Here is a 21,407-nt window from a genome sequence, read left to right as displayed (position 1 = left end):
TGGCACTCAGAGCGGTAGTGGCGGGTTATTCAGCGGAAGGAAGTTCGTCAGGCAGATCCATGGGGGAGCCGAACCATTTTTCCTGTAGCTCGGCGAGCGTACCGTCTTCATTGAGTCGCTGGATTTGCTCGTCCATAAAGGCATTAAGCGATGCACTCTCTTCGGTATCACGGCCCGCCCATGAGAAGTAGACCGGATCCCCGAAGGTGCCGACCACCTCAAAGACCTCTGGGCGCGTACGCTCGGCTTCCAGCAGGTTAGGCAAGCTGTTGATGACCACATCGACACGGCCGGTTCCCAGCTCGGCATAGGCCTCATCGACACCTGTGTAAGTGCGAATGTACTCAACCGGCGTGCCTGCTTCCTCTAGTTCGGCGGCTAACGCCTCCAGTGCGTCCAATTGCGCCGACCCCGACTGGGCTGCCGCCACTTTGCCCGCGATGTCTTCAGGGGAACTGATGTCGTCTTCACCGGTGCGTTTCATGATGGCCATGGTCGCATCGGCTATCGGTGCGCTTAAGTGATAGCGCTCCATGCGTTCCGGGGTGGCGGTCACGGAGGTGACGACATAATCAAACCGCTCACGCTCAAGACCAGGCAGAATGCCTTGCCAGGGTAGATCCATGCGGATCAATTCCACGCCCTCACCAAGCTCGGGCATGATGTGTTCCATGACGTCAGCTGAATAGCCGACGATTTCACCGTCTTCAATGTATTCAAAAGGCGCAAAACGCGCTTCAGTGCCGACCGTAAACGTGCCCTCTGAGCGAATATCGTCGAGCAAATCGCTGTGGGCGGTGGAAGCAAAGCTGACGCTGAGCAATAAGCCAGCGGTAATAGCAGAAGTACGATGCATGAGAATCTCCTCGGACAAGTGATGCTCGAACCTCAGTGGCGCGAGCCATCTGAGCAACAACACCTTGAGTTAAGCAGGAGTTATGCAACAATAAAATTGCTATCTTTTGATGTTCACTCCCGTTTTATTGATGTTAAACGCACTAACGTAGAGCATTCTCATGAAGCTTTCAGCTGCCGATCTTAAAAGCCTTTCCGTCTTTCTGGCCGTCACCGAGCATCGGGGTTTTGCTGGTGCGCAAACGGCACTCCACATGAGCCAATCCGCTGTCAGCTTTCACATTCGAGCGCTTGAAGAACGCGTGGGGTTTACCGTCTGTCGACGGGGCAGGCAGGGGTTTGAGCTGACTGAGCGGGGTGCCATTGTTTATGAGCGTGCCAAATTACTGCTGGCTTCGGTCGATGACTTTGACAGTGAGATGAGCGAGTTACGCAGCTCTGTCTATGGCACCCTGCGTTTAGGAGTGGTTGATAACACAATCATGGATGTCGACCTTGATCTGCAAGGCGTCATTGGGGAGTTTTTACGCAAAAATCCCAAGGCACGTTTGAATATCAACGTAAGCAGCCCTGATCGTTTGATCGGTGAAATCGCCAACGGGGAGGTGCAGCTCGGGATCTTGCCTGAAACCGCCCAAATGGAAGGATTGCAACATCGTCAGGTCTACACCGAGATGCATGGCATCTACTGCGCGAAACGCCATCCGCTGTTTGAATGCGACAGTCGCCAACTTACGGTTGAAGAAGTGATTAAGCATCCCTTCGTGGTGAGGCCCTACGCCAATCTCCAGGAGCTCAAGAACTTCCCCAATGCCCACGTTGGTGCGCATGCCTCCAACATGGAGGCCCAGGCATTGATGATATTGAGCGGCCATTTCATTGGCAATTTACCCCATTACTACGCCGCTCATTGGGTTGAGCGCGGTGAGCTCAAAGCGCTGTTGCCCGATCAAGTGGAAATTGCTTCGCCCTTTTGTGTCGTTACGCGTGCAGGTCGGCGGCCCTCTCTTATCGTGCGGACCTTTATCCAGGAACTCGTATCCAGGCTTTGGCAACAATCGCACTTGGTTGATGCCGATAAAGGCGAGGACTTCATGGTTGATGGGGATAGTTAGGCTGGGCACCTTGATAGCCAACGAACAGCACCTGATAAACCAGAATGCCTTTGCGCCAAGCGGCAAGTTACCTCCAGTTTTGCCTTTGGAACTCTAAAATGGAGCACAACGCTGGACAGCGGCACAAAACGTGGCGGATTTGCTCGAAGAGGTACCAGGCGGGTTAGAACGCTACCGCCCTAAACTGGAATACCTGCTGTTGGACGAAGGTGCCATCGTCAACGACCCTGAGTGGTCAGACCGAGTGCGCAACGTGGCAACCGCGAACACAATCGCGATGAACAGGACATGCTGGAGGTGCTGGGCAGTTTGGTAGAATGGCTCAAAGCATCTGAGCAGACACCGCTTCGACGAGCTTTCGTGGTAGGGATACGCCGCGTGCTGCTACCTAACCGAGCACCCGACATGGAACTGCCCGAGTTCCATGACTTACACGAGCTACATCACATCTTGGCAGAACGCATTAAACAATGGCCTGAGCGCTGGAAGAAAAAGGCCGTCAAGAAGGCCAGATAGAAGCACAAAGGACGACAGCACGTAACTTGCTACCGCTTGGCGTGCTGCTCAGCACTGAGCAAATTGCTGAAGCTACAGGGCCATCGATAGAGGCCGTCGCCCAATTACAGACAGAAAGTAGGGGCTAACACTAGTCCTGCTCCGGCTCCGCCCCTGAAATAGCTGGAAGCAGCCACAAAACCAAATTGGGTACCTAATATCAATAAGGCTTATTCGGTTCGCCCCACCAGTAACGCACAGGGCCTGTATAATGGAGCAATCGAACAAGGCCGTTGCATCAGATAAGCGGCTTCTGAACCCGTTTGGCTGAGGCAAGAGCACGCATTTTGAACATCACAATCGCCCCACGACTAACACCATGGTCATTGGGGCATCACTGGCGGACATATCAGTCATCGCTGGGTGACCTTATCAAACCGACTTCGCTGGCCTTGTTTCTATTGCTTGGTTGCCTCTGGGTAACGGCCGCTATGTCCGATCCCTTACGGCTAGGGCAGGATATTCCGTATGCCGCCCTGACAGACCCACAGGGGCAATTATCGCTCGAGCAGGCAGCATTGCAACTCCAGCAACAAGCGCCAACAGAGCGCGCCACGTTTTCCCGCGGTTACGTGCGTGACACCTTCTGGCTTCGATTTGAACTACCGTCAGCCACGTTTGAGGATCAACAACGTTGGCTGGAGCTGGGGCCGAACTTTGTCGACGACATCCGCCTGTTCTACCGGCCACAAGGCACCAAGCAACCCTGGCAGGTCAAACAAACAGGAGACCTGCGGCTCGGCCGATCGGATATCGACTATCGCAATCCGGTATTCGTGCTTCCTCCCCCGGATAACGGACGGGGTTACGAGGCGATCATGCGGGTACAAAGCAGTAGCACCACCATCCTGAAAGCGAGCCTGTGGCAACCGACCGAGTTCCTTGGCCATGCAAGCCGCAGCACGGCTTTCTGGAGTTTCTATTTCGGTCTGGCCGCTATTTCCACCCTGCTCGCCTTCATACTGGCCATCGTACTGGGAGGACGCCTGCTTTGGTCGGTCACCGCCTTTTCGATCACTTACCTGTTCGTCGCCAGTATTCAGGGGTACCTGAACTGGCTGTTGCCGGAGCTTGGCCTACCGCTTCAGCACTACCTGACCAGCGTATTGACGCTGACCTCGTATATCGCGTTGCTTTGGCTATGCGTTGAAACGGTCAACATGAAACAACACCTCCCCTGGGCCCACAAGATCATGATGGCCTGTTGCGGGTTGACGTTGCTATTGTTGATCCTGATTCCATTGGACCGCTACGACCTGGCAGTCAAAATACAGGCACTGTTTTACCTGCCCACCTCCATTACGTTCATTATTTCCGTGCTGTATGTATGGCACCTGGACCACTACCGCGTTTCCACCCTGCTGTTGGGTCTGAGCCCCCTGATCTGCATTACAGCCAGCATGTTCGGCTTGTTCTCAGCGTTTGGCTGGATCCCCTTCAGAACTGAAATCTACGTCATATGGCAATATGCCTTGATCGTGAATATGCTGCTGGTCATGGCAATTGCGGTATATCGCATCAGGGAAAAGAAGCTGGAAGAAATGGAAAAACACCAGCTGGTCAGCGAACTCAAAGCGGAACGTGATGCCAGTTTTCACCAGCGCCAGTTCATGGGGATGGTCTCCCACGAATTCAGAACCCCCTTGGCGGTCATTTCAGGCAGCCTCGAGAACCTGCTCTTCCTTGAGCCAGGCAACAGTGATCGCATGTCGCGCTACCACAAGATTCAGCGGGCCACGGAACGGCTGGTACAGCTGACCGACAACTGCCTGGCCGATGCCCGGCTGGCCGCCAACGACCTCTACCTGGATCCCCAGCCGGTCAACCTGTTCGAACTGGTTGATTCTGCCGCGGCCTTGGTGCAGCTGTCGGATGATCACCAACGCATCATGACCATTGACGGCCAACCGGCCATCGCGATGGCCATACCCCAGTGCCCTGTGGTCGTCGATGCCGCACTGATCCGCATTGCGCTGTCGAACGTGATAGATAACGCCGTCAAATACTCGGCAGGCGGCGCTATTCGCATAGACTGCAGTCAACAGAACGGTCGCCCCACGGTGCAAATTTGCGACCAGGGCCATGGCATCAGTGAGCAGGATGCGCAGCAGATTTTCGACCGTTATCGCCGCGGCACGCAGAACCAGCGAGGCGCCGGCCTTGGCCTCTACGTAGCCCGGCAGATTGCCCGCGCCCACGACGGTGATCTACGGTTACTCAGCAGCTCGCCCGAAGGCAGCTGCTTTATCTTTCTTTTTTAACAAAAAACATGGGAGTCAGTCGGTTAATGACGTCCAGACAACCCACCATCGCCATCATTGAAGACAGCACCGATCTCCGCGAAGAGCTGGTCTTCTTTCTTCAGCACCGAGGCCATAACGTCTGGGGAACGGACAGTGCAGAAAGCTTCTGGAAAAAGCTGCACCGCCGCCCTGCGGATATTGTGCTGGTGGACCTGGGACTGCCCGGCGAAGATGGTTTCAGCGTGGTCGACTACCTGGCCGACCTGGGCAATTTCGGCGTCATCATCGTCACCGCCCGAGGCCAACAGGCAGACAAGCTGCGCGGCTTGAACCTTGGCGCCGACCTGTACCTCGTCAAACCCATCAACTTTTCCGAGCTGGCAACGACCCTGCAAACGCTTTGGCAGCGCATGGCGCATGAACGGCAAGGGACGGACCTCACGCACCAGCGAGAACAAGCCGACGCTCAATGGCGGCTGATGGCCGGAGACCAATGCCTGGCGACACCCGATGGCAACATCATTCCGTTATCCCCCCAGGAATATACGCTGCTGAGCATATTGGGCCGCTCACCCAGCGAAATCTTTGCCAAGGAAGCCCTGCTGGACCTCATGTTTCCGTACGACGAAAGCCCCGAGCTCCACCGCCTCGATGTCATCCTAAGCCGACTGCGTAAAAAAGCCAGAGAACACGCCATATCCCTACCGATTCGCTCTATTTTTGGCAAAGGCCTGGTATTTGTCGGCCAGATAAAAGAATAGACAGTAAAATAATGCCCACGCTGAGAGAGTTGAGAGATTTGAGACTGACATCTAACGACGACATCGCACACATTAGCCTCCGTAAAAAAACAAACGGGGGACAGTCGCATGAATCGGGTTTATCACGTTGTATGGAATCGAAGCAAAGGGGCATGGCAGGCGGCCTCGGAACTCAGCCAGTCGAGCCCTAGCGCCTCCAGCACCGCTGGCAATGTAGCCGGGGCACTGGCCACCCTTTCCGCGGGTGCCTTACTGCTTATCGCCCTGCCCCTTCATGCGGCTGACTTACCCAGTGGCGGGACCATTGTCGGAGGCCAGGGCAGCATAACTGGTGCTGACAAAACGCTGACGGTCAATCAGCAAAGCCAGAACATGGCCATCGACTGGCAAGACTTTTCCATCGCCGCCGGCAATACCGTCAACTTCAACCAGCCAAACGCCCAGGCCGCCGCGCTCAACCGGGTAACGGGCAATAATGTCTCTGACATTCGCGGCGCCCTTAACGCCAACGGCCGAGTGTTCCTGGTCAACCCCAACGGCGTCATGTTCAGCTCAACGGCGCGAGTGGATGTCGGCACCCTGGTCATCTCCACGCTGGATATCGCCACGGAAGACTTCATGGCCGGCAATTACCACTTCGAGGGAGCCAGCGCCAACGCTATCGTTAACCAGGGCAATATCACCACCGCGGAAGACGGTGTCGTTGCGATGATTGCCGCTGAAATCATCAACACCGGCAGCATCACCACGCCCCAGGGCAGCACCCTGATGGGCGCTGGCAGCAAGGTCACCCTGGACCTCGGCGGCCCGGTCAAAATTGAAGTCGAGGAAGCGCTGCTCGATACCTACATCGAGCAGGGCGGTGCCATTCGCGCCGACGGTGGCCTCGTCTACCTCACCGCCAAATCCGCCGGTGAATTAGCCTCCAGCGTTATCAATCATACTGGCGTCACCGAAGCGCGCACCCTCGCCACCGGCGAAGACGGCCGCATCATGCTGATGGGCGATATGCAAAGCGGCCAGGTGCAAGTCGCCGGCACGCTGGATGCCAGTGCGCCGGATGCAGGTGATGGCGGGTTTATCGAGACGAGTGCTGCCAAGGTACAGGTAGCCAGTGGCACCAGCGTTACCACACTCGCCGAAAGTGGCCAAACGGGTGAATGGCTGATCGACCCCACCGATTTTACCGTTAGCGCTGGCGATGCAGTGGAGACGGGCAGCGGCATTGGTGCAGATACTCTGTCTAAAAACCTTGCTAAAACCAGTTTTTATCTGGAAACCGCTGGCACGGATACCAGCAGCGAAGCAGGCGATATCAATATCGAATCAGCCATTAGCTGGGATGCCAATACTTACCTGGAGCTGAGTGCCCACGGCGATATCAATATTAACGCCCCGATTACCGCTACGGGTGAGTCTGCCGCGCTATATCTCAACTACGGGGGCTTCTATCAAAATGATGGTACCGTTGCCGATGGGACCAATTACCATATTCAAGCACCGATAACGCTCTCGGGTAGCAACGCCAGTCTTGCCATCAATGGGCAAGACTATACCCTGATCCATTCTATGGCCGAACTGGATAATATCGATAACACTGGTCTCGGTGGTCGCTACGCCCTGGCTCAGGATCTGGATGCCAGTGCTACTACCTATACTCAAGCGCTGGTTGGGGATTTCAGCAAAGAGTTTATCGGCACCTTCACTGGCCTTGGTCATACCATCACCGGCCTGACTATTAAAAGTAGCGGCAAAAACATCGGCTTGTTCGGTTCCACCCAGTCTGGCAGTTTGATCCGGGATATCGGGCTGATAGGGGGCAGTTTCACAGGGTTAGATTATGTAGGTGGGCTGGTCGGGTCCAACTACTACGGTAACATAGACAACGCCTATGTTACCGGCACTGTTTCAGGCAGCAGATATATAGGCGGACTGGCTGGGTACAGCCTCAGCGGCAGCATTACTAACGCCTATGCCACCGGTGATGTTTCAGGCAACAACCAAGTCGGCGGGCTGGTCGGAACTCTCTATGGCAGTACCAGTATCACCAATGCTTATGCCACCGGTGATGTTTCAGGAAACGAAGATATCGGCGGGCTGGTCGGATTCCTCAGTACCAGTGCCAGTCCCAGTATCACCAACAGCTACTACGCCACTACCGATGCCGATGGTAATCCCAACAATCAGACCAATGACTCCGGCCTTGGCGAAGGCAAGACCTGGGCCGAGCTGATGGGCACGGATACCGGAGATGACAATACTGGTGGAGATGGCAATACTGGTGGAGATGGCAATGCCGAGGATAACGATACCAGCGTCGGCAACACTGACCCTACCAATAGAGCCTCACGCGTCATTGCGGCACTTCAACAGTCAACTCCTCGCATGACCGGCGGCAGTCGTTCTGGCGCTGATATGGGTACGAATGCGTTTCCTTCCATGCCAAGTCAGAGAGGTCGGCAGTTGTCGGGTGGACTGGAGCTAGTCGAGACCGACGAAGCGACAATGACGACACAATCTAGCCAGCGCGATCAATCGGGCCTTCTCCCAGTGTTCGTGGTGGATGGCGGCATGCAGTTTAACGACACGCAAAATTCCGACGAACAATAATTGAGACGGGACGATTGATGATGAAGCGCTTTGCATTTTCTCCAATGGCCGTCGCCATCGCCTTGGCGACGACGACCTATTCTTTGCCAGTAGTGGCGCAGGAAAGACCCGGCGCGGGCCAAATCTACCAGGAGAGCCAACGGGAAACGCTTTCACCGACTGAGCCCTCCGTCGATATTCGGATCCAGGGGCAGCCGCTGACCGAACGCGATGCGGGCGGTGTCGAAGTGGACGTGACACAGATTGCCTTCACGGGTAATACCGCCCTCTCATCCGAGGCGCTAGTCGCCGCCCTGGACGATGAGGTGTTTGCAACACGTTACGACCTGGCCGGGCTTCAGTCGCTGGCCAACCAAATCAGCGAATTTTACCGGGCAAAAGGCTACCCCTTCGCCCGAGCCATATTGCCGCCCCAAACGCTCGAGAACGGCGTACTGCAAATGACCGTGATCGAGGGTCGTTACGGACGCGTATCCGCATCCGGCGAGCCGGTGCTAACCGATACGGTTGAGCGGTTCTTGCACCCGCTCGAGCCGGGCGAGATCATTGAATCCGCGGAGCTGGAAAGAACCCTGCTGATCGCTGGGGACCTGCCAGGGGTGAACGTGTTGCCGGTCATGCGACCCGGCGAAGCATATGGCACCGGCAACCTGGAGACTCAGGTGGAAGCGGATAACCGGGTCAGTGGCCGGTTAGGTGCCGATAACCACGGCAGCCGTTTCTCTGGTGCCTACCGCGCTCGGGCAGACCTGCAAACCAACCGCCTGTTGACCGTTGGCGACGAGTTAAGCATAGCGGCGCTGTACTCCAGCGAGGATACCTGGCTCGGCCAGCTCAGCTACGCGCTGCCGCTGGGGTACTCAGGGTTGCGCGGCATGATCGGATACGACCACACGGATTACACCCTTGGCAAAGGGTTTGAAGGCTATACCGGTACTGCCGAGGTACTGTCAGCGGGTTTGAGCTATCCGCTGATCCGCCGCCAACAAAGCAATCTAAGCCTAGCTGCCACCTACCAGCACAAGGATCTGGACGACAACGTGGAGTTCGTTGGCTATACCAAGGCCACTGAAAGCCACTCATTACCACTGACACTCCAGTTCGACCATCGTGACACCCTGTTCGGCGGCGGTATCACCTACGGTGCCGCTACCCTGACCCCCGGCACACTGGACATCGACCAGACAGCCTTTACGGGTAATGACTACGGCTTCACCAAACTGAACCTGGATGTGGCGCGTCTGCAAGTACTGACCACCAACCTGACGTTGTTTGGTCGTTTCAGTGGCCAATGGTCAGATCAGCGTTCCCTGGATGGTTCTGAAAGCTTCTATCTCGGCGGCCCCAACGGCGTACGCGCGTTCCCGGTAGGTGAAGGCTCCGAAAGCCGAGGCTGGCTGGCTCAGTTAGAGCTACGTTACAACCTGGGCGATGGCCTGAGCCCGTATCTACTGCTTGATGGTGGCCACACACCCAATGGCGGCATCGACGACGGTGAAGACCGGAATATCGCGGGCACCGGCCTGGGCCTTCGCCTAAGCCACGGCAACTGGGACGCGGACCTGGCCTCCGCCTGGAAGCTGGACGGCGGCGATGCCCAGTCAGACGGACGCCAGAAAGACCCGCGCGTCTGGTTCAATCTGAGCTACCGCTTCTAAGCGGACGATAGCCTAAACCATCACCCAAAAAAACACCCGGCAAAAGCCGGGTGTAAGCGTTTAGAGTAGGGTTGCTATTCATTGAACGATCAGGAACGATCAAGCCACCGAAAGCGTTCGCCCGACGAAGTCGAGATCCTACCTAGCACCTTCCGCTGGCGAGAATAAATACCCCACAACACCGCCAGCAAAAACGCGAACATCATCACGCCGCTGTTGTGAGATAAAAACCCCTGCGTCAGGCTAAAATCGATATAGGTCACCGATAGCAACACCCCGGCGGTGGCCGTGGCGCGCAGCGATAAGTCACTGGCCCCCATTTTCTTGGCAAAAAAGCGCATGGGCAGCAGGTAAACGGCCAGCAGAACCGCAAGGCCAATGACGCCACGTTTGGCAAAGCTATCGATAAACTCATTATGCGCATGGCCATATTCAGCAGCGCGGGCATTGATCACGCCCTGGTCAGCTAACGCCTGCATTCCTTTTGCATACCCATTATCGCCCCAACCGGTTAAAGGCTTCTCCGCTATCAAGTGGCTAGCCCCGCGCCACATTTCAAACCGGGCGCCGACCGATGAATGGCTTCGGTCGCCTGACGCATAGCGCTGAACCTGTTCAACCGCTTCATTGACGCGCGTCTGCACGCCCAACTCCGGAATGGCATAAACGCTCAACCCTCCCGCCAGCAATAAGCCAACAAGTCCAGCAAGCATGCGCTTCGACACAAAACCACCGTAGGCACGTAACAACACCAGCAATACAAAAGGGAGGCCTACCCAGCCGCCCCGGCTGCCAGAGAACAATGAGCCCACCAGCCCAAGCAGCGCACCTATGATAAATACCGCAAACCATAAGTGACGGCGCGACCGAGTGGCCCCCCACCCCAATCCGGCAAGGCACAACACCCCCAGCAGCATACTCAAATTGCCAAACTGGATGGTATGCGTATGGCCTGTGGCACGTGCAATATCAAGCCCCAGTTTCTGCCATGCCGCCCAACTGCCAGCTGTACACGCGCCGATGACCACACCTCCCCAAAACCAGGCCAGTCGTGGAGGGTAAGCCATCACTAACAACAGCGCCGGTATCGCCAGCAAGAAACGTAACGGTTTATCCATGCCGCTGACGCCCTGCCCGTCCCACCAGGCCTCCAGCACACCCACGAGCGTATACGCCGCCATGGCCAGCATCACCAAGGCGTCCTGACGGTTCAGGCCGAGGGCTGGGCGTTTGAACAGCATCACCACACTGCCCAATAGCAGCATCACCGCGCCAAGCGAATACCCGCTAGGCACGACCAAGGCGATTGCACACAGTAAAAATACAGCGAGAGAGGTATAGTTCGAGAAGGGAGAGAAAGAAGCGGAGTAAGAAACCGCGGAAGGGGAATGGCCCACATGTGCTCCAACGCTAGCATTAATCAAGCGCGGGATACTAGCACATTACGCCACAAGTATCGTCAGCAAAATATACAAGGAATCAACGGAGGGATCGCAGGCCCTCAACGAGTTGTAAAGGCATTTAACCCGCAACTGGGTGTTGTGGGAGCGCAATTCATTGCGCGATCAGTAACCATCCCGCCCCCACAACGACACGAAACTACCGTGACCCAAACCCGGTACATAAAATACGCACCGTTTTCAGCACAATCAGCACATCCAGCCACAGCGAGCAATGCTTGATGTAGTAAAAATCGTATTGCAGCTTGCGTTTCATGCCTTCCACTTCGGCCGCATAGCCCTGCTCAACCTGCGCCCAGCCGGAGATACCCGGCCGCACGACATGGCGATAACTGAAAAAAGGCACATCCTGCTCATACCATTCAGAAAGCGACTCAGACTCAGGGCGTGGGCCAATAAAGCTCATTTCGCCGCGCAACACATTGAACAGCTGAGGCAACTCATCCAGGCGATAGCGTCGCAGAATACGCCCCAGCCGTGTAATGCGCGGATCATTACCTGAAACGGTAAAATCCTCCCCGCTCATATAGTGATACATGCTGCGGAACATGAACATATTGAACGAACGACCACGGTACCCCACCCGGGGCTGCATAAAAAAAACAGGGCCTGGGCTATCCCGCTTGATCAGCAAAGCCACCGCAAGCAATACCGGCAGTAAAAAAGGCAGCAATATCACTGCAGGCAGAAAATCCATCACACGCTTGAAGCCAACGTAAAATAACGGCAGCAACAGGCTACCAAATTCGTTTTCTGACAGATGATCGATCTGCACACGGCCTGAAATGGTCTCGGATATTTGCCGATGGTGATAAACGGGAATGTGGCACAAGGGACAGCTGGCGAGAAAAGTCTCCTATGCGGGCGTCAAGTCTTGCGTACAAAGATCCGCCACAACGCCATCGAAACGTAACGCCTCCGGATGCCAAAACACATAGGCCTACCTCAGCACTACTCCGCAGCAGCCACGTCAAGTGGCCGGATTGCTGGAATGTTCGAACGAACTCAAAGTCACTCTAAGTTGTAACCATTCGGGTTTTGCTTCTGCCATCGCCATGTATCTTGCATCATGGCATCAAGGTTTCTATTCGCTTTCCACCCTAACTCATGCTCAGCCTTTGAAGGATCTGCCCAGCACTCAGCAACATCACCGTTTCGACGCGGTGCAATTCGGTACGGGACATCCCGGCCCGACGCCTTTTCGAAGGCCTGTACCATGTTGAGCACAGAATACCCTTGCCCAGTACCCAAGTTCCAGATACCAATCCCATGTTTTCGAGCAATGACCTGCATCGCGCATAGATGGCCATCAACCAGATCACTTACATGGATGTAGTCGCGCACACCAGTACCATCAGGTGTAGGGTAGTCGTTTCCATAGACTGAAAGCACATCACGACGGCCGATAGCAACCTGAGAAATGAACGGAACCAGATTGTTGGGAATGTCGTTGGGGTCTTCTCCAATCAAGCCACTCTCATGGGCTCCGACCGGATTGAAGTAACGCAGCAGAGCAATCGACCAACGAGAGTCTCCTTTGGCAAGATCTTTCAGCACCTCTTCCACCATTAGCTTCGAACGGCCGTATGGGTTTGTTGGAGAACCAGTGGGCAAACCCTCATGTATGGGCATGTTTGCCACTTCTCCATACACAGTGGCCGAAGAACTGAATACCAGCGTCCTCACTCCAGCAGCGTCCATGGCTTGACACAAGGTCAAGGTTCCACCGACGTTATTTTCGAAGTATCTCAACGGCTGTTCCACACTTTGGCCAACCGCCTTCAGGCCAGCGAAGTGCAACACATCGGAGATGTAGTGTTCAGTAAATAACTGATCAAGCAAGGCACGATTACGGATATCACCTTCGATAAAAGTCACCGACTTGCCTGTAATACTTTCTACCCGGCGAAGTGCCTCAGCAGAAGAATTCACCAAGCTATCCAGCACAACCACATCGTACTCATGCTCCAGAAGTGAAAGCACCATATGAGAGCCAATATAGCCAGCACCGCCAGTCACCAGAATGGACATGAAAACCGTCCTTATATTATCAAATTGAGAATCACTTGGCGCCAAACCCTGTCAGAATCGTCTTGATCGTTTTGAAAATAATCAAGATATCTAGCCACAGTGAAAAATGCTTAATGTAATAGAAATCATGCTGAATCTTTATACGTGTATCATCAGCATCGCTCGCATATCCTTGCACCACTTGCGCCCAACCAGTTATTCCTGGCTTAACTACATGACGATAAATATAGAACGGAATTTCTTCATCAAACTGCTCTACAAAGGCTCGCTGTTCAGGCCGCGGTCCAATCAGGCTCATATCACCCTTGAGTACATTGAAGAACTGAGGAAGCTCGTCCAGCCGTGTCTTGCGAATGACCCTGCCTACCCGGGTAACCCTCATATCGTCAGACTCGGCCAATTTCGCTCCATCTTTTTCAGAATCTCGGCACATACTGCGGAACTTGTAGATTTTATAATCCTTATTACCCTGCCCCACGCGATTCTGGATAAACAAGGCTGGACCGGGACTATCCAGCTTAACTGCGATGGCGGTCAGTGCCATGACGGGTATAGTGATCGGTGCCGTTATGATCACCGCTACGACATCAAAACAGCGCTTAAAGAAGCTGTAAAAACCAGAAGGCAGCAACGATCCAAAATCGTTTTCAGCGAGGTGTTCTATCTGCACCCGGCCAGTCATTGACTCACTAATCTGTTTAACGTGATAGACAGGGATATGGCACAGCGTACAGTGGGCCAAGAATCGCTCCCACTCCGGTGTTAGTTCATCGGAGCGCAGGTCAGCTACGATCCCATCAAAGCGAACCCCTGAAAGATCAGGAGAGCCCAGCATACGCAACTCGCTATTCTCGGAAGACAAGAGGTCTTTTGCTGTTCCAAAAGGTACAACCCCGAGCTTTAAGCGGCGATACCGTATACCTATAAAATAACCAGCAAAACACCAAGCCAACGTCAACAAATAACCAATGAGTAATAATTGACGCGAATAACCTTCGCGCGTAAAAAACAATAGAGCAATCGCGACCACAAAAACGCTGGTGACCGTTGGCAGAATATACGAAACAATATGAGCGCCCGGAAAGCGAAAGAGCCGCCGTTGAGTCAATACGATGACGATAAAGGACAAAGCAATCGCAAGCAGTGTATTGCTGCGAACCTCATCCATAGCTTGCCAGTAACCCCACCCCCAGTGCTCCAAGCTTGGCAACAATAATACAAACGATAGTCCTACCAAAAGTTGGAAAGGAAGAGCGAGTAAGGCCTTTTCATACCACCTAGAATGGCGGCGTTCATATGGGTATGTCACTTCCATGCCTTTATCGACTCTCCGCGTCCAATTGCAAAGTACATAAGGCCAGCATCCTTGACAGCCTTAGGCGAGAAAAGATTTCGACCATCGATCAACACTGGCGTAGCAAGCCGCGCCTTCAGCCAATCGAAATCAAGCACACAAAACTCTTTCCATTCAGTACAGATCACCAATGCATCGGCCCCCTTCACCGCCTGAACTTGGTCAGCCATAAGCACGAGGTCATCACGCTGGCCATAAATACGGCGACATTCCTTCATGGCCTCCGGGTCGTAAGCCTGAACCCGGGCTCCAGCGGCCCACAGCGCTTCCATGACGTTGCGGCTCAAGGCTTCACGCATGTCATCGGTGTTGGGCTTGAACGACAACTCCCACAAAGCAATAACCTTATCGGCTAGGTTGCCGTCAAAGGCTTGGCTAACCTTGGCGAATAGGGTGTTTTTCTGACGACGGTTGACGTTTTCGACAGTATTGAGCAACTCGGCGGGATAATCGACCTCTTTGGCCGAGCGCACCAGCGCCTGAATGTCCTCAGCGAAGCAGGCGCCTCCATAGCCGCAGCCCAGGTAAATGAAGTGATAGCCTATGCGCGGATCACTGCCAATGCACTGACGCACCTGTTCGATTTCTACATCGAGTCGCTCGGCCAGGTTGGCAATCTCGTTCATAAAGCTGATTTTCGTCGCCAACATGGCATTAGCAGCGTACTTTGTCAGCTCCGCTGCACGCACGTCAATGAACATCATTTTTTCATAATTACGGTTATAAGGTCCGTAGCATTTTCTCATTAGTGTCTTGACTCGCTCAGAGTCGGTGCCAATGATGATACAAGCACCACTGCTGAACAAGTACCTGTGACCAAGCCCAAGTACCCTGTACCAAAGATTGTGATCTTCACGCTGTCCCTATCCCTATTACCATAATGTCTGTTTGTAGCGTGTCAAACGCTCTTATAATTAAGGATGACGTCATGTAATGCCAAGATGAGTACTCACACTATCGTGTGAAAAACGAAGATACCTCATCGTAGTTTCACATACTTGCGCTAAACAGGAATCATTTTACACATGTCACGCCCCATGCTTCATTGCTGACGGCACCAAAAACAATGACACCGCACAATGCTTGCCACACTGCGTAACATAAAAGTCCCTTATAAAGTATCGACTAAATAAACCCTCAATGATAAGTAGGCACTACTATACTAAGAAGCACTAAATCGAGGTGCATTAAATTTAACGTACTCTTTAATAACTTTTTAGGCAGCACACCAGTGTGCTGTTACTTAAAAAGTTTGGACTTTATATCACACAACAAATAATACAATGATTCTAAAAAAGAAAGCTTTTCGAACTGCCTATAAAGAATCCAGTTATATTTCAAAAGGCCAAACTTATTACTTGAGATAGATCTTTCTCTATTCCTATAGAGGGCAAGAGGCTCTGCCAAACCCATTGCACATGGAGTCAGCTTCAATATTTTAAGCCATAAGCCATAGTCTTGCCGCTTTCTAATCAGCGGCATAAAGACTTTCCCCAACTCTCCAGCATCATATATTGCTGTCAAACAGCCAATCTGATTAGATTTCAGCATCTCAGCGTAACTTAATTTTAAAGGGGGCGACACCACAACACCTGTACGCGCCCCAGATTCATAAATCTTTTCATAAGAAGTATAAGAAAGTGTAATTTTATTATTCTTCATAAAAAATAATTGTTTTTCTAGCTTGCTAGGCAGCCAAATATCGTCGCTATCCAAAAAAGCAATATATCTCCCTTCAGCTACTCTAATCGCTTCGTTTCTTGCAACCCCAGCTCCAGAGTTAACTTTCAGACGCAAAACTCTTACTTTCGGGTCTTCTAAAGAAAGAGAGATCAAGAAGTCATATGACCCATCTGTAGAGCAATCATCAACGATAATATGCTCATAATCTTTAAAAGTTTGATTCCTCACAGAAATAATTGCGTCTTGAATTACATCAAGTGAATTATAGCATGGCGTAACAATTGAAACTTCAGGCATAACAAACTCTAATAAATGTTTTATGGCGGACCGCAGCACGAAGAAAGCCAAATATTAACTCTGAGACATCATATCAAACACCTATCCCTTACTTAATTAACGAAGTAACAGTTAGTTAAAAAGCACTCTATGCTCACTTGCTGTCTAACTGACATTGACTCTTATAAAACTCACACAAGGGATAGCAAGCAATCTAAAAAATTTACAAGCTACGACTTATCGACAAACAAATCTTGGTATAGCGTAATTAGCTTTGCAGACTCCACATCCCAGTTATTTTTTAAAACATAACAATAACCATTCTCTCCCATCTTTTCGCGCTCATTTTCACCTAATTCAAAGAGGTACTCTACAGTATCACTCAAAATCAACGCGGACCCAGGAGTTATGAAAATCCCGGCTTTATAACAGCCTAGCTTTTTTCTCCACTTGGAAAAATCACTGGCAATAAATGGCTTTTTAAAAAGCATGTATTCATATATTTTATTAGGATCAGTTTCAGAATGATCTCCCACATCATTAATATAAATCAAACCTACATCAGCTAAATAAACATAAGCAAAAGCCTTTTCCTGTGGCATTCTAGGCAGATAGTCTACAAATGCCCAACCTTTTAAATCCTGAGCCAACATTAATTCTTTCTTATCAGCGGGGCCTATCAACCATAGCCTACATGAAATTTTATTGTTGAGAATGTTCAAGGCTTCTACCATTTCCTTGAGGCCTCTCGAAAAACTTACTCCTCCGATGTAAACAAGTCTGAAAACATCATATTCATTGCTGACTTTAATCGACTCAGCCTCAACCTCAACCTTCCTCAATAGAGCCTCATCAAACCTGGGAGGGTTTCCTATAAGGATCGAATTCTTTCCCAGGCGTCTAGCAACATTTTCCTGCGTGACGATACATCGATCAACAAATCCAGCCGTTAAACGTTCAGCTTTACCTACCATATAAGCTACTAACTTCCTTGCATATTTAGGAAGCCAGTTTCTAACAAGAATTTTCTTTGTAAAATCTTCATGTGTATCGTAAACAACCCTATGCCCTAAAAGCTTAACTAATACCGCGATAGGCAATGTGTCTGGATTGTGAAAGTGGTAGACCATCCCTCTATACTTCAACGCCTGGATCGCCACGAGTGGCAGAGAGAAAAAACGTAAAAATCTATTCCTGTGAGAGCCTGCTGGAGATATAATTTTAATGCCGCTTTTCTCACAGTTATTGTTCACTCTAGCGATTAGTATAACTTCATAACCTTCACCCAAGAGAGTCAGAGCTTCTTTTTTAAATACTCTAACGTCATTCCAGATGTGAACAGGAGCAACTATCACTACTCTTTTATTTATATTTTTCAATTCTACCCCAGCCTAAACCAGTTAATAAAAAGAACAGCACAGGTAGTTGCCATGATGAAAATGTTTCCGAAGTAACACCCCCCACAGAAAGCACAAAAAAGATCAATAAAAGTGCATTAGATATATCATTAACTTGTTTGCTCACTCTCCTGTTCAACCAAACATACCCAGCCAAATAACAACATAAAACCAAATAATAGACGCCAAAAAAACCATATTTTAAATATACTGCCAAGTATTCGTTATCGACGTACCTCAGCCCTAAACCCTTGCCGGGCCCCAAGCCAAAAAAATAATTTAAAAAGCTGAACTCATTAACCAAGCTGGCAAGATCTGACCAAGTAGAAATTCTAGACTGGAATGTTGTTACTGATGAAAGATCAAAATCATCAAATACATTTAAAATCTCTAATGAATAGCCAAAACTAGAAACTCCAAAGACCACAACCAAGCCATATAAAGAAACCAAAAAAATAGGTGCTAAAAATATTGATATCAGTATTTTTTTAAAATTAAAAAAAAGCAAAGTCATTACAAATACTGATAAAAACACAAGAACCAAAGCTGTTCTAGAACCAGATGCAAATATCACTAACCCTGCCAAAGTCAGCACTAACGCTTTAGTAAGAAATTTTGAATTGGTGAAAAAAGTATATATTATAGCCGACATTAAAACGCTTATTGCCATCATATTTGGGTTAGTGAACGTACCAGTACTTCTCCAAGCCCAATTCTTTTCAATATCCCAAATAGCTTCTACCAGTCCAAACGGCAAGCCTAGTCTTTGAAGAATAACCACAACAAACTGTACTAATATAAAGAAAAGTAAAACCTTTGATACTGAATCAAGATTCACCTCATTAGCAGATATAAAAGCAGCAGTAAACACCAAAAAATAAAAGACAACTCTCATGAAATCAAAGTAGTCGTCAAATACAAGATATTTTGAATTATAAAGAAAAGAAAAGGCTATTGCCGTCAAAAAAAGCAAAAATGCAAAAAAGACGGATTTACTCACTACACCGCGACCGGCAACAAACGAGAGGAAAAACATTGTCGCGCTTATTGCTAAACAAGCTTTAAGCCCACCAAATATAACACTTGTTGGAGCAAGCAGAAAAAAAACAATTGATGAATATAGAAGAAAAATCCTTAGCGATATACTACTACCGCCAACTCTATTACTTACAAATTTTTCTTCCATTTTTCAAAACCCTTAAAGCAAATATCAAAACTTGCAGGCATTTATTTTTTTCTGTTGCCATCTGCACTCTAAAGAAGTCTGTTAAAAAACCAAGCGCATCTGTACCACTAATACCTTTGCTGGAGTATTCACCTGCTACAAACTCTTCTTTCTTGATATATGCATTTCCATTTACAGCAAGCTTCACAAAAAGTTGATCAGCGCAAATAGGGTATTTAGTATTATATAGCCCAAATTTCTCATGTAGTTCTTTCTTGATTAATAAAGAAACTGAATGAGAAGACGCAACACCACGCATGCCAACCAGCCACCCCTTTCCCTTCATTGGCTTATTGAGCTTACCGTCAGTTAACCAGTGAGCAGCTACTAAATCTGGCGCATGGCATTCGATCGATTTATAATAATTAGCTATTGCTTTTTTTTCCAACCTATCATCTGCTCCGACCACGAGATAATAATCGGTACAAACTCTTAAAACTGCTTTGTTTATCGCATCATAAATACCAGCATCACTCTCACACAGAATATCAACATCAACATCCGGTGAAACATTTTTCAACTTCTCAAGCGTATCATCAGTAGAGATCGCATCCACAATAATCCAAGAGAAATTTTTACATTCTTGTGAATTGACACTATCAATAAGACCAAGTATTACATCGGCAGCATTATATGTAACAGTTACTAATGTTATCTTTTTTTCCATCAATCTTTACACCTACCATATTGATCTTCAAATCTTAAAATATCATCCTCCCCTAAATAACTTCCGGATTGAACTTCAATGAGCTCTAATGGAATAACTCCAGGGTTTTCTAATGCATGAACCTGGCCAATAGGGATATACGTTGACTCATTCTCACTGACTAGATAGGTATCCTTACCATTCAATACTTTAGCGGTGCCGGATACCACAACCCAGTGCTCAGCACGGTGATGATGCATCTGCACTGAAAGCTTCCCTCCTGGTTTCACGGTGATACGTTTGACTTGATAACGCTTACCATGATCAATGCTATCGTAGACTCCCCAAGGCCGATAAACCTCACGGTGGTTTATCTGCTCACTACGGCCTTCCGCTTTAAGCCGCTCAACGATCCTCTTAACCTCCTGGACACGATCCTTGCGTGCTACTAATACAGCATCTTTGGTTTCCACCACCACAAGTTCATCGACACCCACCGTTGCGACTAGACGATGATCTGCATGAACCATGACATCATGGCTATCATGCAGCATTACATCGCCGTGCGTGGCGTTGCCTTGGTCGTCCTTAGCACAAATATCCCAAATCGCAGACCATGAGCCAATATCACTCCATCCAGCGTCCAATGGAACTACGCTGGCTTTATCGGTGTATTCCATCACCGCATAGTCAATAGAGTCTGCAGGACAGGTACGTAAAGCCTCGGCATCGAGGCGTGTGAAGTCCAAGTCTTGAGTCGCCCCGTCCAGTGCAGCGCGACAAGCAGCAACTATCTCAGGTTGAAAACGCCCCAGCTCCTCCAGATAACTGCTCGCTTTGAAGAGGAACATACCACTGTTCCAGTAATATTCACCGCTGGCAAAATACGTTTCTGCCGTCTCAGAATCCGGCTTCTCTACGAAGCGCTTGACTTCAAAGCCGTAATCGCCTTGCTTCGCACCACGCTGGATATACCCATAGCCAGTCTCAGCATGTGTCGGCACCACACCGAAGGTCACCAACTGACCGTCATCGGCCAACACCTTTGCCTGATTAATACTTTGATGGAAAGCGTCGACATTCTCTATCAGGTGATCTGCCGCCAGCACAAGCAGCATCGCCTCAGGCTCTTGTTCGAGTGAGTGAAGCGCTGCCAACGCAATGGCCGGTGCAGTGTTACGCCCCTCGTGCTCAAGCAGAATCTGTACATCGCGAGCACCCTGCTGGCGTAGCTGTTCTGCAACCAGAAAGCGATGTTCCTCATTGCAGATTAGCAACGGAGTGCGATGCTCAAGCGAAGAAAGGCGATCAAGGGTAGCCTGCAACATACTGTTATCACCGAACAGCGGCAGAAACTGCTTAGGATGAAGATGGCGTGATAGGGGCCAGAGGCGTGATCCACTGCCCCCGGCCATGATGACGGGTGTAATCACTGATAAGGTCCTGATTGAGTAGGAAGTAACAACATGGCGGGAAGATAGACAACATGGGCTGGCCTATGCTGATGCTAGCCGAGCAAACGACGCTCAAGAATATCT

At 50.5% G+C, this 21,407-nt stretch carries 16 protein-coding genes and 1 pseudogene; 6 read left to right on the top strand and 11 right to left on the bottom strand.

The genetic code is table 11. The features are described from left to right. Positions 1-25 precede the first annotated feature (25 nt). Positions 26-856, bottom strand: a complete 831-nt coding sequence (locus QC816_RS12100) for a transporter substrate-binding domain-containing protein (RefSeq protein ID WP_309782500.1) — start codon at positions 854-856, stop codon at positions 26-28. Positions 857-1,016: 160 nt separating this feature from the next. On the opposite strand from QC816_RS12100, the gene QC816_RS12095 reads away from it, so the two are divergent. The 6 genes from QC816_RS12095 (at position 1,017) to QC816_RS12070 (ending at position 9,797) form a co-directional block, all read left to right on the top strand. Continuing rightward, on the top strand, positions 1,017-1,970 hold the full coding sequence (locus QC816_RS12095) for a LysR family transcriptional regulator (RefSeq protein WP_309782498.1): 954 nt from the start codon (positions 1,017-1,019) through the stop codon (positions 1,968-1,970). Positions 1,971-2,201: 231 nt separating this feature from the next. Beyond that, the gene (locus QC816_RS12090; RefSeq protein WP_309782495.1) at positions 2,202-2,486 is read left to right on the top strand and encodes a hypothetical protein; all 285 of its coding nucleotides are present in this window, start codon (positions 2,202-2,204) and stop codon (positions 2,484-2,486) included. A gap of 470 nt (positions 2,487-2,956) precedes the next feature. Then, on the top strand, positions 2,957-4,786 hold the full coding sequence (locus QC816_RS12085; RefSeq protein WP_309782493.1) for a sensor histidine kinase: 1,830 nt from the start codon (positions 2,957-2,959) through the stop codon (positions 4,784-4,786). Between the two features lie 26 nt (positions 4,787-4,812). Further along, positions 4,813-5,529 carry a response regulator transcription factor gene (locus QC816_RS12080; protein ID WP_309782492.1) on the top strand — a complete coding sequence of 239 codons (717 nt, stop codon included), beginning with the start codon at positions 4,813-4,815 and terminating at the stop codon, positions 5,527-5,529. A 108-nt stretch (positions 5,530-5,637) separates the two neighbouring features. Next, complete coding sequence (locus QC816_RS12075; RefSeq protein WP_309782490.1) at positions 5,638-8,139, top strand: two-partner secretion domain-containing protein; 2,502 nt, start codon at positions 5,638-5,640, stop codon at positions 8,137-8,139. A 17-nt stretch (positions 8,140-8,156) separates the two neighbouring features. Next, on the top strand, positions 8,157-9,797 hold the full coding sequence (locus tag QC816_RS12070; protein WP_309782488.1) for a ShlB/FhaC/HecB family hemolysin secretion/activation protein: 1,641 nt from the start codon (positions 8,157-8,159) through the stop codon (positions 9,795-9,797). Positions 9,798-9,886: 89 nt separating this feature from the next. Here QC816_RS12070 and QC816_RS12065 read toward each other — a convergent pair whose 3' ends face one another. The 10 genes and pseudogenes from QC816_RS12065 to QC816_RS12020 all read right to left on the bottom strand — a co-directional run bounded on the left by QC816_RS12065 (position 9,887) and on the right by QC816_RS12020 (position 21,302). Beyond that, the gene (locus QC816_RS12065) at positions 9,887-11,194 is read right to left on the bottom strand and encodes an O-antigen ligase family protein (RefSeq protein ID WP_309782486.1); all 1,308 of its coding nucleotides are present in this window, start codon (positions 11,192-11,194) and stop codon (positions 9,887-9,889) included. A 202-nt stretch (positions 11,195-11,396) separates the two neighbouring features. Then, the gene (locus QC816_RS12060; protein ID WP_309782484.1) at positions 11,397-12,089 is read right to left on the bottom strand and encodes a sugar transferase; all 693 of its coding nucleotides are present in this window, start codon (positions 12,087-12,089) and stop codon (positions 11,397-11,399) included. 179 nt (positions 12,090-12,268) lie between these two features. Next, a complete protein-coding gene (galE, locus tag QC816_RS12055; protein WP_309782482.1) occupies positions 12,269-13,288 on the bottom strand; it encodes a UDP-glucose 4-epimerase GalE in 1,020 nt (339 codons plus the stop codon). 31 nt (positions 13,289-13,319) lie between these two features. After that, the gene (locus QC816_RS12050) at positions 13,320-14,603 is read right to left on the bottom strand and encodes a sugar transferase (RefSeq protein WP_309782480.1); all 1,284 of its coding nucleotides are present in this window, start codon (positions 14,601-14,603) and stop codon (positions 13,320-13,322) included. Then, positions 14,594-15,445 (bottom strand): annotated as a pseudogene (locus QC816_RS12045) (UDP-glucose dehydrogenase family protein); the annotation flags it as partial. The gene QC816_RS12050 and the pseudogene QC816_RS12045, both read right to left, overlap by 10 nt. 436 nt (positions 15,446-15,881) lie before the next feature. After that, entirely contained in the window at positions 15,882-16,622 is a 741-nt protein-coding gene (locus QC816_RS12040; protein ID WP_309782478.1) for a glycosyltransferase family 2 protein, read from the bottom strand. A 209-nt stretch (positions 16,623-16,831) separates the two neighbouring features. After that, the gene (locus QC816_RS12035) at positions 16,832-17,980 is read right to left on the bottom strand and encodes a glycosyltransferase (protein WP_309782476.1); all 1,149 of its coding nucleotides are present in this window, start codon (positions 17,978-17,980) and stop codon (positions 16,832-16,834) included. Then, positions 17,964-19,184, bottom strand: a complete 1,221-nt coding sequence (locus QC816_RS12030; RefSeq protein ID WP_309782474.1) for a hypothetical protein — start codon at positions 19,182-19,184, stop codon at positions 17,964-17,966. The genes QC816_RS12035 and QC816_RS12030 overlap by 17 nt, the downstream gene beginning before the upstream one ends. Next, on the bottom strand, positions 19,162-19,890 hold the full coding sequence (locus QC816_RS12025; RefSeq protein WP_309782471.1) for a glycosyltransferase: 729 nt from the start codon (positions 19,888-19,890) through the stop codon (positions 19,162-19,164). The genes QC816_RS12030 and QC816_RS12025 overlap by 23 nt, the downstream gene beginning before the upstream one ends. Continuing rightward, the gene (locus QC816_RS12020; RefSeq protein ID WP_422823742.1) at positions 19,890-21,302 is read right to left on the bottom strand and encodes a mannose-1-phosphate guanylyltransferase/mannose-6-phosphate isomerase; all 1,413 of its coding nucleotides are present in this window, start codon (positions 21,300-21,302) and stop codon (positions 19,890-19,892) included. The genes QC816_RS12025 and QC816_RS12020 overlap by 1 nt, the downstream gene beginning before the upstream one ends. Positions 21,303-21,407 lie beyond the last annotated feature (105 nt).

It is taken from the genome of Vreelandella janggokensis (genome assembly GCF_031451615.1).
In the GTDB taxonomy this organism is placed as follows: domain Bacteria; phylum Pseudomonadota; class Gammaproteobacteria; order Pseudomonadales; family Halomonadaceae; genus Vreelandella; species Vreelandella janggokensis.
Note: the sequence above shows the minus strand (reverse complement) of the source record. Positions and strands in the feature narration are given on the sequence as shown.

Bases quoted from the DNA above. Each gene is read 5' to 3' on its own strand.
- QC816_RS12040 (WP_309782478.1), bottom strand. From the start codon at position 16,622: ATGCCTGAAGTTTCAATTGTTACGCCATGCTATAATTCACTTGATGTA.
- QC816_RS12100 (WP_309782500.1), bottom strand. From the start codon at position 856: ATGCATCGTACTTCTGCTATTACCGCTGGCTTATTGCTCAGCGTCAGC.
- QC816_RS12025 (WP_309782471.1), bottom strand. From the start codon at position 19,890: ATGGAAAAAAAGATAACATTAGTAACTGTTACATATAATGCTGCCGAT.
- QC816_RS12050 (WP_309782480.1), bottom strand. From the start codon at position 14,603: ATGGAAGTGACATACCCATATGAACGCCGCCATTCTAGGTGGTATGAA.
- QC816_RS12075 (WP_309782490.1), top strand. From the start codon at position 5,638: ATGAATCGGGTTTATCACGTTGTATGGAATCGAAGCAAAGGGGCATGG.
- QC816_RS12030 (WP_309782474.1), bottom strand. From the start codon at position 19,184: ATGGAAGAAAAATTTGTAAGTAATAGAGTTGGCGGTAGTAGTATATCG.
- QC816_RS12085 (WP_309782493.1), top strand. From the start codon at position 2,957: ATGTCCGATCCCTTACGGCTAGGGCAGGATATTCCGTATGCCGCCCTG.
- QC816_RS12070 (WP_309782488.1), top strand. From the start codon at position 8,157: ATGATGAAGCGCTTTGCATTTTCTCCAATGGCCGTCGCCATCGCCTTG.
- QC816_RS12095 (WP_309782498.1), top strand. From the start codon at position 1,017: ATGAAGCTTTCAGCTGCCGATCTTAAAAGCCTTTCCGTCTTTCTGGCC.
- QC816_RS12080 (WP_309782492.1), top strand. From the start codon at position 4,813: ATGACGTCCAGACAACCCACCATCGCCATCATTGAAGACAGCACCGAT.
- galE (WP_309782482.1), bottom strand. From the start codon at position 13,288: ATGTCCATTCTGGTGACTGGCGGTGCTGGCTATATTGGCTCTCATATG.